The organism is Halomonas sp. HL-93 (genome assembly GCF_900086985.1).
Classification (GTDB): Bacteria; Pseudomonadota; Gammaproteobacteria; order Pseudomonadales; family Halomonadaceae; genus Vreelandella.
The window spans coordinates 577,509-592,776 of record NZ_LT593974.1 but is presented as its reverse complement, the minus strand read 5'-3'; the positions used below and the strand labels follow the sequence as shown (position 1 = coordinate 592,776).

The 15,268-nt window shown below is 57.9% G+C and carries 13 protein-coding genes; 1 reads left to right on the top strand and 12 read right to left on the bottom strand.

Annotated elements, in window-relative coordinates; genetic code table 11:
* Nucleotides 1-549: 549 nt before the first annotated feature.
* The 8 genes from GA0071314_RS02625 to GA0071314_RS02590 form a co-directional block, all read right to left on the bottom strand.
* A complete protein-coding gene (locus GA0071314_RS02625; RefSeq protein WP_082934183.1) occupies nt 550-852 on the bottom strand; it encodes a hypothetical protein in 303 nt (100 codons plus the stop codon).
* A gap of 409 nt (nt 853-1,261) precedes the next feature.
* Nucleotides 1,262-1,621 carry a hypothetical protein gene (locus GA0071314_RS02620; RefSeq protein WP_096300278.1) on the bottom strand — a complete coding sequence of 120 codons (360 nt, stop codon included), beginning with the start codon at nt 1,619-1,621 and terminating at the stop codon, nt 1,262-1,264.
* 266 nt (nt 1,622-1,887) lie between these two features.
* Entirely contained in the window at nt 1,888-2,658 is a 771-nt protein-coding gene (locus tag GA0071314_RS02615; protein WP_074395185.1) for an SDR family NAD(P)-dependent oxidoreductase, read from the bottom strand.
* A 50-nt stretch (nt 2,659-2,708) separates the two neighbouring features.
* Nucleotides 2,709-3,872, bottom strand: coding sequence for a Gfo/Idh/MocA family protein (locus GA0071314_RS02610; protein WP_074395184.1), 1,164 nt, complete (start codon nt 3,870-3,872; stop codon nt 2,709-2,711).
* A gap of 15 nt (nt 3,873-3,887) precedes the next feature.
* Nucleotides 3,888-4,940 (bottom strand): sugar phosphate isomerase/epimerase family protein, encoded by a 1,053-nt coding sequence (locus tag GA0071314_RS02605; RefSeq protein ID WP_074395183.1) that lies wholly within the window; start codon nt 4,938-4,940, stop codon nt 3,888-3,890.
* A gap of 75 nt (nt 4,941-5,015) precedes the next feature.
* Nucleotides 5,016-5,969, bottom strand: coding sequence for an ABC transporter substrate-binding protein (locus tag GA0071314_RS02600; RefSeq protein WP_074395182.1), 954 nt, complete (start codon nt 5,967-5,969; stop codon nt 5,016-5,018).
* Nucleotides 5,970-6,051: 82 nt separating this feature from the next.
* Entirely contained in the window at nt 6,052-7,068 is a 1,017-nt protein-coding gene (locus tag GA0071314_RS02595; protein ID WP_074398398.1) for an ABC transporter permease, read from the bottom strand.
* The gene (locus GA0071314_RS02590) at nt 7,061-8,572 is read right to left on the bottom strand and encodes a sugar ABC transporter ATP-binding protein (protein WP_074395181.1); all 1,512 of its coding nucleotides are present in this window, start codon (nt 8,570-8,572) and stop codon (nt 7,061-7,063) included. Before GA0071314_RS02590 ends, GA0071314_RS02595 begins: the two co-directional genes overlap by 8 nt.
* A 202-nt stretch (nt 8,573-8,774) precedes the next feature.
* Here GA0071314_RS02590 and GA0071314_RS02585 point away from each other — a divergent pair, with 202 nt between their 5' ends.
* A complete protein-coding gene (locus GA0071314_RS02585) occupies nt 8,775-10,001 on the top strand; it encodes an ROK family transcriptional regulator (RefSeq protein ID WP_074395180.1) in 1,227 nt (408 codons plus the stop codon).
* Between the two features lie 47 nt (nt 10,002-10,048).
* Here the strand turns inward: GA0071314_RS02585 and GA0071314_RS02580 are convergent, their stop codons facing one another.
* The 4 genes from GA0071314_RS02580 to araG form a co-directional block, all read right to left on the bottom strand.
* On the bottom strand, nt 10,049-10,825 hold the full coding sequence (locus tag GA0071314_RS02580) for an SDR family oxidoreductase (protein ID WP_074395179.1): 777 nt from the start codon (nt 10,823-10,825) through the stop codon (nt 10,049-10,051).
* A gap of 38 nt (nt 10,826-10,863) precedes the next feature.
* Complete coding sequence (locus tag GA0071314_RS02575; protein WP_074395178.1) at nt 10,864-12,609, bottom strand: IlvD/Edd family dehydratase; 1,746 nt, start codon at nt 12,607-12,609, stop codon at nt 10,864-10,866.
* 52 nt (nt 12,610-12,661) lie between these two features.
* Nucleotides 12,662-13,678: an L-arabinose ABC transporter permease AraH gene (araH, locus tag GA0071314_RS02570; RefSeq protein WP_074395177.1), complete on the bottom strand. Its 1,017-nt coding sequence runs from the start codon at nt 13,676-13,678 to the stop codon at nt 12,662-12,664.
* Between the two features lie 62 nt (nt 13,679-13,740).
* Nucleotides 13,741-15,234: an L-arabinose ABC transporter ATP-binding protein AraG gene (gene araG, locus GA0071314_RS02565; protein ID WP_074395176.1), complete on the bottom strand. Its 1,494-nt coding sequence runs from the start codon at nt 15,232-15,234 to the stop codon at nt 13,741-13,743.
* Between the last annotated feature and the right edge of the window lie 34 nt (nt 15,235-15,268).

The following is a 15,268-nucleotide window of genomic DNA, read 5'->3' as shown; positions in this document are numbered from 1 at the left end:
CTGCCTCCTATATGGCTTCACTTTCTGGGTAAGAACGTTAGGTCGTCTTACCTGTCCGTTCTTACCCAGATAATTGCAGCTGGCATGCCAGTTTTCACAATAAAATAAAAAGTCTCATAAAATCATGATGATAAAAAATTAATCGTCATGCCAATGCTTGCCAACCTACCGCTTGAAGGACGTTTTTGCTGTTTAACTCCGGCACATGAGCCCGCATTACACGGCCAATTCTTAAACGGTAATTGCCTGCTTTCGGCGCTGACTACTAACAGCAAGGTGGCGGCACTATGTTGAGATTTGAGACGCAGCTTGTGGTGCTGCCTGGCTTGAGAATTGCCGCTTGGTCGTCGGGGCAGATCCACTTTTACACTTGCCGTTCGATCATCACTGCGCCGGGCACGCCGTGACATTCAACGCCCGTTATTCACTGTGCGCTAGGCAAGCACACGCAAAATGCCCCGCCAGTAGCGGGGCATTTAAGATTCATCCTTGAATCTGAAGAGTTAATCTTCCATCAACTGAAGAGTTAATCTTCCATCAAGATGGGGATTACCAATCTGAATCTTCTTCAGAATCGTCTTCCTCAGTTTCCCAATCTTCTTCCTCTTCTTCCTCATCTTCGTAAGAGAAGTCTTTCTCTTCTTCCTCTTCCTCGTACTCAGTAGAAGTGTCTTCCTCTTCCTCTGAGTCGAATGAATTCATGGAACCTTGATCTTCATCCTGCGTCGTCTCTTCTTGCGGTGCAGGCTCTTGCTCCTCTTCTTCATCCATGCCAAAAGCTAACGGGCTGGCCATCAGACCGAAAGATACGCCGAGGATGCCTAGCTTCTTGAGAGAATCCTTCTTCAACATGATACTGCCTCCTATCTTGGCTTCACTTTCTGGACAAGAACGTTAGGTCGTCCTACCTGTCCGTTCTTGCCCTAATGATTGCAGTCACCATGCCATTTTTTTTATAAAAATAAAAAATTATTCAATTTCAACATCATACTGAAAAAAAGGCGTGCCAGTTCATGCCAAGCCCGGATCAACTTAGCGGCTTTTGGCTGTTTAACCGTGGCACATGCGCCCGAGGGACTCTGCCGTGAGGGGCAAGTGATTGAGTAAATGAATAGTATCTAGCGGCTTATGTTGCTTAATTGAGGCTCATCGCTAAATGAAAATGCCCCGCATTAGCGGGGCATTTAGAGCTCATATACGAAATGAGAGAGTTAAGACAGCTGAGACATAACAGTACCTGTTACCTCAAAACCGTAATGACTTATTCATCTTCGTCAACTTCGGACTCTTGCTGGGTGCCGGTCGATGCGTCATTTTCTTCTTCACCTACAACGGGGTCGTCAGAGTCAGAGGAACCCGTGGACTCTTGACTTGCGTCTAAATCAGATTCTTCTTGAGTACCCGTCGTTGAATCATTCTCCTCTTCACCCGCTACAGGCTCACCGCTATCTGAACCCGAAGAGCCCGCCGTATCTTGACCTTCATCCAGATCAGCCTCTTGCTTAGTGCCAGTCTTTGGCTCGTCATCTTCATGCATGTCGGCAAAGGCGAGTGGGCTGGCCATCAAAGCAAACGATACGCCTAGAATGCCTAGTTTTTTGGAAAAATCCTTCTTCATCATAATACCATCTCCTATTTGGCTTTACTTCCCAGGTGAGAACATCTAGCCGCCCTTACCTGTACAACTCTTACACTAGTAAATGATTATGTATCAGTCAAGTCATACCAAGCCGTATTTAAGTTTCCCCTCAACTGCAAAAGGTGAAAGGTCACCATAAACGCGTACGGCAAATAACAATGTAGTCGTCCATCAAGGAACTATCCAAATCTATATTGGCCTCGATTCCGCAAACGCCAAGCCCGCTTTCGTTATTAACGGCTGCTTATCTAAGCCCAGCCGGCATCCACCGCCAGCTCCTGGCCGGTGATGGCCTGGCTTTCGGCGCTGGCCAAAAACAGCACGGCGGGGGCAATGTGTTGGGATTGAAGACGCAGCTTCAAGCACTGGCGCGCTTGAATGGCGGCTTCGTCGTCGGGGCCGATCCATTTTTCCAACTGCCGCTCGGTCATCACCGCGCCAGGCACTAGCGTATTAACGCGAATATTGTGCTCCCCCAGGTCCCGCGCCAGGCTGCGCGTTAAACCGTGCACTGCCGCTTTGGCAGTAACGTAAAGGGGCAAACCGCCCAGCGCCATTTGCACGCTGACCGAGCCAAAATTAATGATCGAGCCACCGCCTGCTTTTATCATCTGTTCAGCCGCCGCCTGGGCAGCAAAGAACATCGGACGCAGGTTAAGTGACATACGCTCATCCCAGTAGGCAACATCCACCTTCTGCCAGGCATGACGATCATCGTTGGCGGCATTGTTCACCAGGGTATGAATCGGCCCGACATTTTGGCCGGTATCCGCGATCACCTGCTGTAGGCTTGCCACGTCGCGAATATCGCAGTGGTGGTAAAGCGGCGCCTGGCCGGTTTCGTCGCTGAGTTCTGCGACCAGCGCTTGGCTGGCCTCGTCGTTGATATCCACAAACACCACCCGCGCGCCCTGACGATGAAAGGCACGGGTAAGAGCAGCCCCAATGCCACTGCCACCCCCGGTAATCAAGACCACTCGCTGTTCTAGGCTCGCATAACGCGCTGAATGTTGATTCATGTCGATTCCTACGCCGCTTTATTGTTATTACAGAACCCCATTCGCCTTGCCTAAACGTCTACCCATTGCCCCCCGGCGGCGGACGAGGCCAATGCTCGGGTGATAAACGTCAGACCATCAACACCATCGGACACCCCCGGCGTTAGTGCGGCAAGCGCATTGGCGCTTGCGCCGTTCTGGCGAGCATGGATTTGCACCGCGAAATCACGATAAAGCTGCGCAAAAGCTTCGAGATAGCCTTCCGGATGCCCCGGTGGAATGCGCGCCGCCGCCAGCGCTGCATCGCACAGGCCAGGGCCATTGCGCGTCAGGATGCGTGGTGGCTCGCCCAGCGGCGAATGCACGAGCTGATTGGGGGTTTCCTGGCGCCACTCAAGACCACCTTGGCTGCCATAAACGCGGATCCGCAGGCCATTTTCATTACCGGGTGCCACTTGGCTCGACCACAGCATGCCCCGTGCGCCGCCCTTGAAACGCAGCAGCATATGCACGTTGTCATCCAGTGCGCGGCCTTCCACAAAGGTGTGCATATCGGCGGCGAGGGATCCGAGCTCCAGGCCGGTCACATAGCGCGCCAGGTGATAGGCGTGGGTGCCGATATCGCCCAAGCAGCCCGCGGGGCCGCTGCGCTTGGGATCGGTGCGCCACTCGGCCTGCTTAACGCCGCTGTCTTCCAGGCGGGTGGAAAGCCAATCCTGCGGATACTCCACCTGCACCACGCGCAGCTCGCCCAGCTCACCGTTGGCCACCATCTCCCGAGCCTGGCGAACCAGCGAGTAGCCGGAGTAGTTATGGGTCAAACCGAAGAACAGTCCCGTCCGTTCCACCAGCTCGGCGAGGGTTTCGGCCTCTTCCAGGGTGATCGTCATCGGCTTGTCGCAGATGACGTGAAAGCCCGCTTCCAGAAAAGTGCGTGCCACGTCGAAGTGCATGTGATTGGGGGTCACAATGGCGACCACATCGATGGCATCCGGGCGCTTGCGCTCCGCCTCAGCCATGGTTTGGTAGTCAGGGTAAGCGCGGTCATCCGCCACGTGCAGTTCCGCGCCGGCGGCCCGGCTACGCTCGGGGTCAGAGGCGAAAGCCCCGGCGACCAGCTCGTAGTGGTCGTCTAATCTGGCGGCGATGCGGTGCACCCCACCAATAAACGCCCCTTGGCCGCCGCCGACCATGCCCAAGCGCAGCCGACGCGGCGTGTCGTGTTGAGTGCTCATGTCGTATTGCCCTCCTTAAAGACCCAGAATGCGGCGATTGGCGGCTTGGTCGGAGCCGCCGTCGGCGAAGTCGTCAAACGCCCGCTCGGTGACCTCAATAATGTGGTCGCGAATAAAGGTCGCGCCTTCACGGGCGCCGACTTCCGGGTGTTTCAGGCAGCACTCCCACTCCAGCACCGCCCAGCCGTGATAGTCGTTAGCCGCCATCCAGGAGAAGATCGACTTGAAGTCGATCTGGCCATCGCCCAGCGAGCGGAATCGTCCCGCGCGCTCCGTCCACGACTGATAGCCGGAGTACACGCCCTGTTTGGGGCTGGGGTTAAACTCGGCGTCCTTAACGTGAAACATCTGAATATGTTCGCGATACACGTCCAGAAAGCCACGGTAGTCGAGCTGCTGCAGAATCAGGTGGCTGGGGTCATAAAGAATGTGGCAGCGCGGGTGGTGGCCGACCCGCTCGAGGAACATCTCAAAGGTGATGCCGTCGTGGAGATCTTCGCCGGGATGAATCTCGTAGCAGAGGTTCACGCCCGCCTCGTCAAAGGCATCCAGAATCGGCCGCCAGCGTTTAGCCAGCTCGTCAAACGCGGTGTCGACCAAACCTGCGGGGCGCTGAGGCCAAGGATAAATAAACGGCCACGCCAGTGACCCGGAAAAGGTGCCGTGGTCGGTAAGGCCAAGGTTTTGCGATGCCTTGGCAGCCAGCTTGAGCTGATCCACCGCCCACGCTTGGCGCGCTTTGGGGTTGCCGCGCACTTCGGGTACCGCGAAGCCGTCGAACATCTCGTCGTAAACCGGATGCACGGCGACCAACTGGCCCTGAAGATGGGTGGAGAGTTCGGTGAGCGCCAGGCCGTGTTTGGCCAAGGTGCCTTTGATCTCGTCGCAGTAGGTGCGGCTCTCGGCGGCACGCTTGAGATCGATCATGCGCGCATCCCAACTGGGAATCTGCACACCCTGATACCCCAGCCCCGCCGCCCAGGCGGCAATGCTGTCGAGGCTATTAAAGGGGGCGTCGTCACCGGCGAACTGGGCGAGAAAGAGCGCGGGCCCTTTGATGGTTTTCATAGGACTCTCTCTGTGAAATCTAATTGATATGAATAGAGGAGCGCGGGCGGCGTCACCCGCGCCTTTTTTGTCAGCTCAGAACGGCGAGTCGGGGAAATAGTATTGCTCGGCGTTCTCCTCGGTGATCAGCGGCGAGCCTAGAATGTACTCGCCCAATACCGGGCCATTAGAGACGAAGTGCTGCACGGTCAGATCCATGGCCGTGGCGATCATGGCGGGCGGATACAGCACGTCTACCGGCACCAGTTCATCGCCGTCCATCACGCGCTTGATAATGTCCTTCATGCCCGCGCCGCCGACGATAAACAGCTCGTCTTCGCGCTCCGCCTGACGTACCGCTTCAATCACACCAAGCGCGATGTCGTCATCCTGAGCCCAAACGGCGTCGATATTATCGAAACGCGACAGGTAGTCCTGCATCACTTCAAAGCCATCGTCACGATTCCAGTTGGCGTGCTGCATATCGAGGATATTGACGTCAGAACCTTCAATTGCCTCCTCGAAGCCTTCCACGCGCTCGTCGTCAATCACGGTAGGAATGCCGCGCAACACGACAATGTCGCCTTCACCATCCAGCTGTTCGCGGATGTACTCGCCCGAAACGCGGCCTAACTCGTGGTTATTACCCGCCACGTAGAGATCTTCGATGCCTTCTTCATTGAGTCCCCGGTCTACCACGGTAACGAACACGCCAGAGTCTTTAACGCGGCGCACCGGGTCGGTCAGCGGGCCCGACTCGAACGGCAATACGACCAGGGCATCGATATCACGCAACGACACCAGGTCCTCCAGATCGTTGGCCTGTTCGCCTGGCGTGCTCGCCGTGGAAATGGTGATTTCAATATCGGGGTACAATTCCTCAAGGCGCTCTTTGGCCTCCTCGGCGTGGTAGTTGACCCCGCCGGTCCAGCCATGGGTAGCGGCCGGAATCGAGACCCCGATGGTAACTTCCTGGGCCACCACGGCCCCGGAAAGCCCCAGTGCGGCTGCGGTGACAAAGGTTGCCACTGCTGTTTTGATAGTTGGCATAATGATGCTCCTTTTGTGTTTGTACTTGTTATGCGGTTGAAGCCTTCGATGTTGCACTCGCTGTTGCGGTTTTTAAGTGGCCCTACGGCCCAGTTTTCCTCCACGAGGCACGCTGCAGGTAGACGGCCACAATGATGATGATCCCCTGCACCGTACCGTTGAGATAGTTGGAAATGGCGTCGGTCAAATTAAGAATATTGCCGATCATGGTGAGCATGATGGCGCCCACCACCGTGCCCCAGATGCGACCGTGGCCACCTTTCAACATGGTGCCGCCAATGATCACCGCAGCAATCGCCTCAAGTTCCCATAGCACCCCGGTAGCCCCAGATGCAGAACCCAGCCGCGGCACATAGATAATCGTCGCCAAGGCCACACAAACGCCTTGCAGCATGTAGGTCATGGTTTTGATGCGGTCAACGTGAATGGCGCTGTATTCGGCGACTTTTTCATTGGAGCCGATGGCAAAACAGTAGCGCCCGAAACGGGTGTAGTTAAGCAGGATGTAGCCAACAATGGCGACAAACAGAAACACCCAGACTGGAAAGGTGATGCCTAAAAAATTGCCGTAATAGACCGGGCGGTAGATATCGCGCACCGCCCAATCAAGCGTCAGGGTGCCGCCATCGGCCAGGTAAGTAACCAGCGAGCGGTAAATCCCCATGGTGCCGAGAGTAACGATAAAGGCTTCGATTTTGCCTTTGGTGGTTACCATGCCATTAATCAAACCAGCGCATAGCCCCAACAACAGCGAGGCACCCACGCCACACAGCACGGTGGTCAACCCTGGCCCAAACTGGTCAACCAGGCTGTTCATCAGAATGATCATCACCCCGGCGATAAACGCCGCCATCGACCCCACCGAAAGGTCCAGCCCGCCGGCGGTAATCACGAAGGTAGCGCCAATGGCAATAATGCCGATAAAAGCACTGCGGGTGAGCATGTTCGAGAGGTTATCCAGCCCTAGAAATGCCGGATTGATCAGCACGCCCAGCAGCGCTAGAACCACCAGCGCCACAAACGGCCCCCAGGTTTTCAGGTCAACGGAGAACCCCTTCGAATTGATGTTTTTGTTGTTGGCCGTTTTGTTATTAGGCATGACGCTGCTCATCTACCCCTACTCCCTTAATGCCGGATGCGTACTGGATGATTTCTTGTTCGTTAATTTGCTCGCCTTCAAGCACCCCGGTGAGCACGCCAGCGCACATTACCGCCACGCGGTGGGAAAGCCCGATCAGCTCGCTCATCTCTGAAGAGATTAAAATGACCGAGCAGCCCGCCTCGGTAAGCTCGTGGATAAAGTGATAAATCTGGTGCTTGGTTCCCACATCGATACCCCGGGTTGGCTCGTTGATAATCACGATTTCGGGCTCGATGGACATTACCTTGGCGAGCAGTAGCTTCTGCTGGTTGCCGCCGGAGAGTTCGGAGGCGGTGCGTGTCGCCGTGCGCAGCCGGATATCGAAGCGCTGAATGGCCTGTTGAAAGGCTTGCTCTTCATGGCGGCGGTCAATCAGCGGGTGGCAATGAGCGCGTAAATTGAGCAGGGTAACGTTGGAGCGCAAGTCCATATTGAGCACCAAACCTTTGCCTTTGCGATCCTCGGTGAGGTAGGCAATACGCTGATGTACTGCATCGCGCAGGTGGCGCAACACTATCGGCTGCCCGTTACGCAGCACTTGGCCGGCACTTTTGCCGCGCAGTCCAAGCACTGCTTCGATCAGCGCCGTTCGACCTGCACCCACGACCCCGCCGAACCCCAGCACTTCACCTCGCCGCAGGGTAAAGCTGGCCTGCTTAACGGCGCCCGGCACCACAAACTCCCGCGCTTCCAGCACCACTGGCGCATCGGCCGGAAGGTGGGTACGCGGTGGATACATCTCGTTAATTTCGCGGCCCACCATCAGCCGCGCCAGCTCTTCTTTGCTGCGCCCGGCCATAGGCCCGCTATCCACCAAATGGCCGTCGCGCAGCACCGTTACATGGTCGGCAATCTGCTCAATTTCGCGCAGCTTGTGAGAGATATACAGAATCGCTACGCCCCGCTTTCGCAGGCGGGCAACCAATTCGAAAAGCACCTTCACTTCGCTTTCCGTCAGGGTGGCCGTCGGCTCATCCATGATCAGCACGCGCACATCGCGAGTGATCGCCTTGGCGATCTCGACCATCTGCTGATCTGAAGTACTGAGATCTTTCACTCGGGCGCGGGGATCTACATGGGTTTCAAGCTCCGCCAATACCGTCCGGCTACGCTCACGCATGGTGCGACGATCCAGCAGCAATCCACAGCGTAGTTCGCGGCCCAGGAAGATGTTCTCTTCCACGCTAAGCTGTTCCGCTAACGCCAGCTCCTGGTGGATCATCACCACCCCGTCGGCCTCTGCCTCGCCGCTTGAACGGTAGTATTGTTGTTTTCCGTCGAGAAACACCTCGCCCGAGGTGGGGCGAAGATAGCCAGCAAGGATTTTTACCAGGGTCGATTTACCGGCGCCGTTCTCGCCCAGCAGGGCATGCACCTCGCCCGCCTGCAGGTCAAGGTCAACGTCGAATAACACCTGGTTTTCACCAAACGAGCGGCAGATTCGCCGCGCCGATAAGAGCATGGGCCACCTATTTTATTGCTGTTGTTATTATGCGTATGGGGCTTACCCACTTTTCATTCTTATTGAATGATGTTTTATTTACTTTAGGCGCTAAAATAAATACCTGCATATGCAACTTAGGTCGTGTTTTGACATTTGAGCGAACAGGCCAGGATGTGAACGCAAATCGACTGTTCTGCGTTACTCAACAATGGCGATATCTATGCCCCTTCCGTCCACTGACACCAGCCGCCACGATAATACGTTGGCGGTGATTCGCACCCTGCGCGACCAAGGGCCAGTGGCACGCGTCGACCTGGGCACACTAAACGGCATCAGTTCCGCCACCGTCACCTCCATCAGCGCCGAGTTGCTTCAACAGGGGTTGATTCAGGAGCGTCCTCCTGAAACACCCCGCCCCAGCGGGCGTGGTCGGCCTAAAACCCTGATACAGCTCAACCCGCATGCCGCCTGCGTGGTGTGCATCAAACTATCTATTAATGAGATCCAACTGGTGGTGGGCGACTTTTCGGGTCAGGTACGCCATAGCGAGCACCACGCGGTGGCCACCTTGACGCTCGACGCCAACGATCTGGAAACACTGCTGGAAGAGAAAATCAGCGCTGTTTGCGCTCAACAGCTAAACGGTTTTCAGCACTTGGCGGGGATCTGTTTGGCGGTACAGGGGGTGGTGTCGTCGCAGAGCGGTACGATTATCTGGTCGCCCGCTTTAAGCTTTCGTAACGCACCGATATCGGCACAATTAGCGAAACGTTTTCACTGCAGTGTACTGCTGGAGAATGATGCCAACTGCATCGCCAGCTTGCTGGCAGGCCAGCCCGCCTATATGAACTGCCCCAACTTGGTGGTCATTATGCTGGGTTACGGCATCGGCATGTCGGTGCTGATTAACGGCGTGCCGTTTCTGGGTGCCAATGGCTCAGCGGCCGAATTTGGGCATAGCAAATACCAGCCGGGTGGCGCGCTATGCGCCTGTGGGCGCCGGGGCTGCATTGAAGCCTACGCAAGCGACTACGCGCTCTATCGCGCCGCCGCCGATCATTTAGCACTGCCTGCTGGCGACAGCGCCCACCCTTCTGAGCAACAAATGCAGGCGCTAACCCAACTGGCACTGCAGGGTGATCCCGTGGCTCAGCGCATCTATGAAGAGGCGGGCCGTGCGCTGGGTATCGGTGTTGCCAATGTAATGGCACTGTTCAACCCTGATTTAGTGCTGATTACCGGCTCCGGCGTGCGCGGCTTTGAGGCTATGCAAACCGCCATGCACGGCGCCATTGATGACGCTCTGGTAGCCGAGTTGAAGGGCACTACCCGTATCGAGAGCTGCGCCTGGGATCGCGATATGACCTGCATGGGCGGCATCGCCATGACGCTAACCGCCACCGATGCAGAGACCCTTTTCGATAGCCAGACCAAGTCGGTAAGTTAATCAGCGTAGCGCGCAGCAGCCAGCAAGGTGGGGTGAGTAGTGCTGCGTCAATCGTGGTAGACCACACTGCGCCCACCGTCGATGGTCAAGCAGCTTGCATTGATAAAGGGCGCTTCATCCGACGCCAGAAAAACGACCGTCATAGCCACCTCCTCGGGGCGCCCTAGCCGACCAGGCGGCAGTAGTGCTTCGATGCGAGCCTTCGCCGCTGCAGGATCATCGAATGACTGCCAATGCGCCTCTACTGCCGGAGTGGCAATGTAGCCCGGCGCGATGGCATTAACCCGCACGCCACGCGAGGCATACTCAATGCCGAGCGCCCGCGTCAAACCAATCAAACCGTGCTTGGCTATTGGGTAGGGAAAGCAGCCCGGAATGATCGAGAAGCTATGGGTGGAGGCAACGTTGATAATCGCACCACCGCCTTGCTCGAGCATACCCGGCAATACCGCCCTACTGCAGTGCCAGGCGCCTTCCAGATCGACCGAGAGGCAACGCTGCCAAGCCTCGTCCGGCATGGCTAACGGCTCGTGAAAGACATTCATCCCTGCGTTATTGACGAGCGTGGTCAAGGGCCCAGCGAACTTGCATGCCTGAGTCACGGCGGCCTCCACTGCATCGCGGTCAGCAATATCAGCGACCAACGCCTGGACCTTGTGGCCTTCGCCACGTAGCTGAGCCACCAGGCGTTCGATGCCTTCACCATCCCGATCCAACAACGCCACTGTGGCACCTTCCTGGACGCAAGCCTCGGCAATGGCGCGGCCTATCCCGTTTGCAGCCCCGGTCACCAGGATGTGTTTAGCGTTTAATCTGGTGGTCATCGCGCTACCTTTTTTATTTTAAGCTGGCCCGCCAGCCATCAATGCGAGTGCCGCGGTACCTCAGCCCCTCGACAGCCGACCAGGAAGTCGAAGTCGCAGCCTTCATCGGCCTGAAGGACGCGCTCAATGTAGAGTTGGCGGTAGCCGCCCTGGCTGGCAATCAGCGTTGAAGCAGCGGTGGGGTCGCTTTCGGCCAGGCGCGAGGCCAGCTCTTCATCGCTGAGTTCCAGGTGCAGCCGGCCGCTTGCGCAGTCGAGTTCGATCCAGTCACCGTTGCGGACGGCGGCCAGCGGGCCACCGGCGGCGGCTTCGGGTGCCACGTGCAGCACCACGGTGCCGTAGGCGGTGCCGCTCATACGGGCGTCAGAGATGCGCACCATATCGGTAATCCCCTGGGCGAGGATCTTGGGCGGCAGGCCCATATTGCCGACTTCCGCCATGCCGTGATAACCCCGTGGGCCGCAGTGTTTCATCACCAGAATGTCGTTGGCTTCCACATCCAGGTCCGGGTCGTTGATACGCGCCTTGTAGTCGTCGAAGTCTTCGAAGACCACCGCGCGGCCGCGGTGCTGCATGAGTTCGGCTTTCGCGGCCGAGGGCTTGAGCACCGCGCCGTTAGGCGCCAGGTTGCCGCGCACCACGCAGATACCGCCATCCGCGGTGAGCGGGTTATCTAGCGGCCGGATGACCTCGTCGTTATACAGCGGCGCGTCCTGGACGTTTTCCCACAGCGTTTTGCCGTTGACGGTGAGCGCGTCCTTGAAGGGCAAGCGGTCGGCCTCGCCCAGGCGCTTGAGTACCGCTGGCAGGCCACCGGCATAGTAGAATTCTTCCATCAGAAAGCGCCCTGAGGGTTGCAGATCCACCACCGTGGGGGTGCCGCGCCCGACCCGGCTCCAGTCATCCAGCGTCAGGTCTACCCCGATACGCCCGGCAATCGCCTTGAGGTGGATCACTGCGTTGGTAGAACCGCCAATCGCGGCGTTGGTACGAATGGCGTTGTCGAAGGCTTCCCTGGTGAGGATTTTGGAGAGCTTGAGGTCTTCATTCACCATCTCGACGATGCGATTACCGGAGAGGTGCGCCAGCACGTAGCGGCGGGAGTCCACCGCCGGAATTGCCGCATTGTGGGGCAGCGAGGTGCCCAGCGACTCGGCCATGCAGGCCATCGTGGAGGCGGTGCCCATGGTGTTGCAGGTGCCCGCCGAGCGCGACATGCCCGCTTCGGCAGCCATGAAGTCGTGGAGTGAAATCTCTCCCGCTTTGACCTGCTCGGAAAGCTGCCAGACCACGGTGCCGGAACCGATATCCTTGCCTTTGTGCTTGCCGTTGAGCATTGGCCCGCCGGTAACCACGATGGTGGGAATATCGCAGCTCGCCGCGCCCATCAGCAGCGCCGGGGTGGTTTTGTCGCAGCCCACCAGCAGCACCACCCCGTCAATGGGGTTGCCGCGAATCGCCTCTTCCACATCCATGCTGGCCAGGTTGCGGGTAAACATGGCCGTGGGGCGCAGGTTGGATTCGCCGTTGGAGAACACCGGAAACTCGACCGGATAGCCGCCCGCCTCCAGAATGCCCTGCTTCACGTGCTCTGCGAGTTTGCGAAAGTGAGCGTTGCACGGCGTCAGCTCCGACCAAGTGTTGCAGATCCCGATGATTGGCTTGCCCTGAAACTCATGGTCGGGAATGCCCTGATTTTTCATCCAACTGCGGTACATAAAGCCGTTCTTGTCGGCGGTGCCGAACCACTCGGCGGAGCGTAAGGGGCGCTGGCGCTCGGACATGATGAGTCTCCGTAAAAAACCGGGAAAATGGGAATAAAAGAAGGCTGAAGCGTCAGGTGCCCTGACGGCGGGTCTGTTTCCAACGGTCAAACATCACCGCCATCAACAGGATCGCGCCACGCACCAGATACTGATAAAAGGTGGGCACGTTGAGCAGACCCATGGCGTTCTGCACGCAACCCATGATCAGCACGCCGACGAGGACGCCAGTGATCGTCGCCACGCCGCCCGACAGCGCCACGCCGCCCAGCACACAGGCAGAGATCACCGCCAGCTCGAGCCCCATGGAGGTATTGGGATCGCCAAGCCCCATGCGAGAGGCCAGCAGCACGCCGATAACGCCTGCCACTACGCCCTGCAGGCCGAAGACAATAATCTTGAGACGGCGCACGTTAACCCCGGCAAGCGCAGCGGCTTCCGAGTTACCGCCGGTGGCCAGCACATTACGCCCAAAGCTGGTCATGTTGAGCACCACGCCAAAGATCAAAAAGCAGGCCAGCATGGTCCAAACCGGCAGGGTCAGGCCGAGAAAGGCCGTACTGCCCAGGTCGAAAAAGGCCGGCACGGTAATCATTACGGCGTCACCACCCGCCGTGATGTAGGCGAGGCCACGTACGAACTCCATCGCCGCCAAGGTGGCAATCAAGGAATTAATGCCGAACTTGGCAATGACTAAACCGTTAAAGGCCCCCACCGCGCCGCCAGCGACAATGCCGCCGATCACGCCAATAAAGACGCTGCCGGTGGTCGAGGTCACCACCGCGGCGACCACCCCCGCGAAGGCCACCGTGGAGGCCACCGAGAGATCCACCTCCCCAAGCGCCAACACCAGCATCATGGTGGTGGCCAAGCTGCCGATCAGGGTAATCGAAAGCAGCAGCCCAACCATGTTGCGGCCGGTTAGGAAGTCGGGGATGAGCACCGCGAGTGCCACAAACAGCAGCAAGAAAATAGCAATCAGCCCCGACGTATCCAGCAGCGTACGTAGCGGTTTGATAAGTCCCTGGCGCCCCGCTGGACGCGCAGGTGCGGCATTTTCCTCACCCTGGGTTACATTGTTAGTTGTCATGGTGTTTGTCCTGAAAACTGTTTCGAAGAGCGGTATGTTGAAAAATCTATGAAGCGCCGCGCTCAGGCCGGCAGCGCCAGCCCCAGCAGGCGTTCAGCCGTTGCCGACTCGCGTGGTACGACGTCCACCAGCTCGCCGTCGCGCATCACCGCAATGCGGTCGCAGATGGAGCTGACTTCCGCCAGGTCGCTGGAGATCACCACCACGCTTTTGCCCTGCTCGGCCAGGTCGTAAAGCAGGGTGTAGATATCCCGCCGCGCACCGACATCGATCCCGCGGGTCGGCTCATCCATCACGAACAGGTCGATCTTTTCGGCCAGCCAGCGCGCCAGAATGACCTTTTGCTGATTGCCTCCCGACAGGGTGCCGATAGGCGTGCGGGGGCCTGGCGTTTTAATGCTCAGTTGCTGGATGTAAGACTCGGCATTGCGCCGCTCCCGCCCGGGGTGGCGAAAAAGCCCCCAGCGCTTGAATAGACGTCGGCAGCTGATATTGAGGTTGTCAGCTACGCTTGCGACCGGGAAGATGCCCTGGGACTTGCGGTCCTCGGGGCACATGGCAATACCGGCGCGAATCGCTTCGCCAGGGTTTTTGAAGCGTCGCGATTCGCCGTGGAAGGTCACACTGCCTGCCTTGGGTTCTTCAACACCGCAGACCAAGCGCAGTAATTCGCTGCGCCCCGCCCCTACCAGACCAAACAGTCCAAAGACTTCACCGCGCTTGACGGAAAAGCTCACAGGAGCTTTCAGGCCACGCCCTTCAATGCCGTCTACCGCAAATACCACGTCACCCAACGGGCGCTCGCGAAAGCCATATACATCCTCGATATCGCGGCCGACCATCTCACTCACCAGAAGATCGTGGGTCAGCGTCGACATACCCTCGTGGGTGCGGATGTGCTTGCCGTCGCGGAAGATGGTGACCGCATCGCACATCTCGAACACTTCCTCCATGCGATGGGTCACGTAGAGCACCACCCGCCCTTCGTCGCGCAGCCGTTTAATGATGCGCTTAAGCTGGCGAATTTCCTGGATGGACAGGCTACTGGTGGGCTCATCGAAGGCGATGACCTTGGCGTCTCGCAGCAAGGCACGGCCAATCTCAATCATCTGCTGCTGGCCGATGGAAAGCTCACGCACCTTGGTGGAGGGGTGGATATCCCCCTCGCCAAGGTCGTCAAGAATCGCCAGCGCCTTTTCGCGCAGCTGGCGACGGTTAACAAATCCCCGCTGCGTGGGCAGTTGCCCCAGCAGCAGGTTTTCGGCCACCGACATATTGGGCGAGAGCGTAAGCTCCTGATAGATGATGGCGACCCCTTCGCCCAGCGCTTCCCGGGCGTTGCTGAACACGTGGCGTTGGCCATCGATCCACAGCGCGCCTTCAGCCACCCGGTTTACGCCACTTAGCACTTTAAGCAGTGTGGATTTACCCGCACCGTTCTCGCCCATCAGGGCATGCACCTGACCGGCGTGAGCGGCAAAGCTCACGCCATCCAGTGCGCGTACGCCGGGAAAAACGACGCTAATACCGTCGAAACGTAGATATGGATCTGACATGCTTCAATTCTCCCGCAGACGCTTGCCGTTACAG

Excerpts from the sequence above, each read along its gene's own strand:
- GA0071314_RS02625 (WP_082934183.1), bottom strand. The coding sequence starts at position 852 with ATGTTGAAGAAGGATTCTCTCAAGAAGCTAGGCATCCTCGGCGTATCT.
- GA0071314_RS02620 (WP_096300278.1), bottom strand. The coding sequence starts at position 1,621 with ATGATGAAGAAGGATTTTTCCAAAAAACTAGGCATTCTAGGCGTATCG.
- GA0071314_RS02615 (WP_074395185.1), bottom strand. The coding sequence starts at position 2,658 with ATGAATCAACATTCAGCGCGTTATGCGAGCCTAGAACAGCGAGTGGTC.
- GA0071314_RS02610 (WP_074395184.1), bottom strand. The coding sequence starts at position 3,872 with ATGAGCACTCAACACGACACGCCGCGTCGGCTGCGCTTGGGCATGGTC.
- GA0071314_RS02605 (WP_074395183.1), bottom strand. The coding sequence starts at position 4,940 with ATGAAAACCATCAAAGGGCCCGCGCTCTTTCTCGCCCAGTTCGCCGGT.
- GA0071314_RS02600 (WP_074395182.1), bottom strand. The coding sequence starts at position 5,969 with ATGCCAACTATCAAAACAGCAGTGGCAACCTTTGTCACCGCAGCCGCA.
- GA0071314_RS02595 (WP_074398398.1), bottom strand. The coding sequence starts at position 7,068 with ATGCCTAATAACAAAACGGCCAACAACAAAAACATCAATTCGAAGGGG.
- GA0071314_RS02590 (WP_074395181.1), bottom strand. The coding sequence starts at position 8,572 with ATGCTCTTATCGGCGCGGCGAATCTGCCGCTCGTTTGGTGAAAACCAG.
- GA0071314_RS02585 (WP_074395180.1), top strand. The coding sequence starts at position 8,775 with ATGCCCCTTCCGTCCACTGACACCAGCCGCCACGATAATACGTTGGCG.
- GA0071314_RS02580 (WP_074395179.1), bottom strand. The coding sequence starts at position 10,825 with ATGACCACCAGATTAAACGCTAAACACATCCTGGTGACCGGGGCTGCA.
- GA0071314_RS02575 (WP_074395178.1), bottom strand. The coding sequence starts at position 12,609 with ATGTCCGAGCGCCAGCGCCCCTTACGCTCCGCCGAGTGGTTCGGCACC.
- araH (WP_074395177.1), bottom strand. The coding sequence starts at position 13,678 with ATGACAACTAACAATGTAACCCAGGGTGAGGAAAATGCCGCACCTGCG.
- araG (WP_074395176.1), bottom strand. The coding sequence starts at position 15,234 with ATGTCAGATCCATATCTACGTTTCGACGGTATTAGCGTCGTTTTTCCC.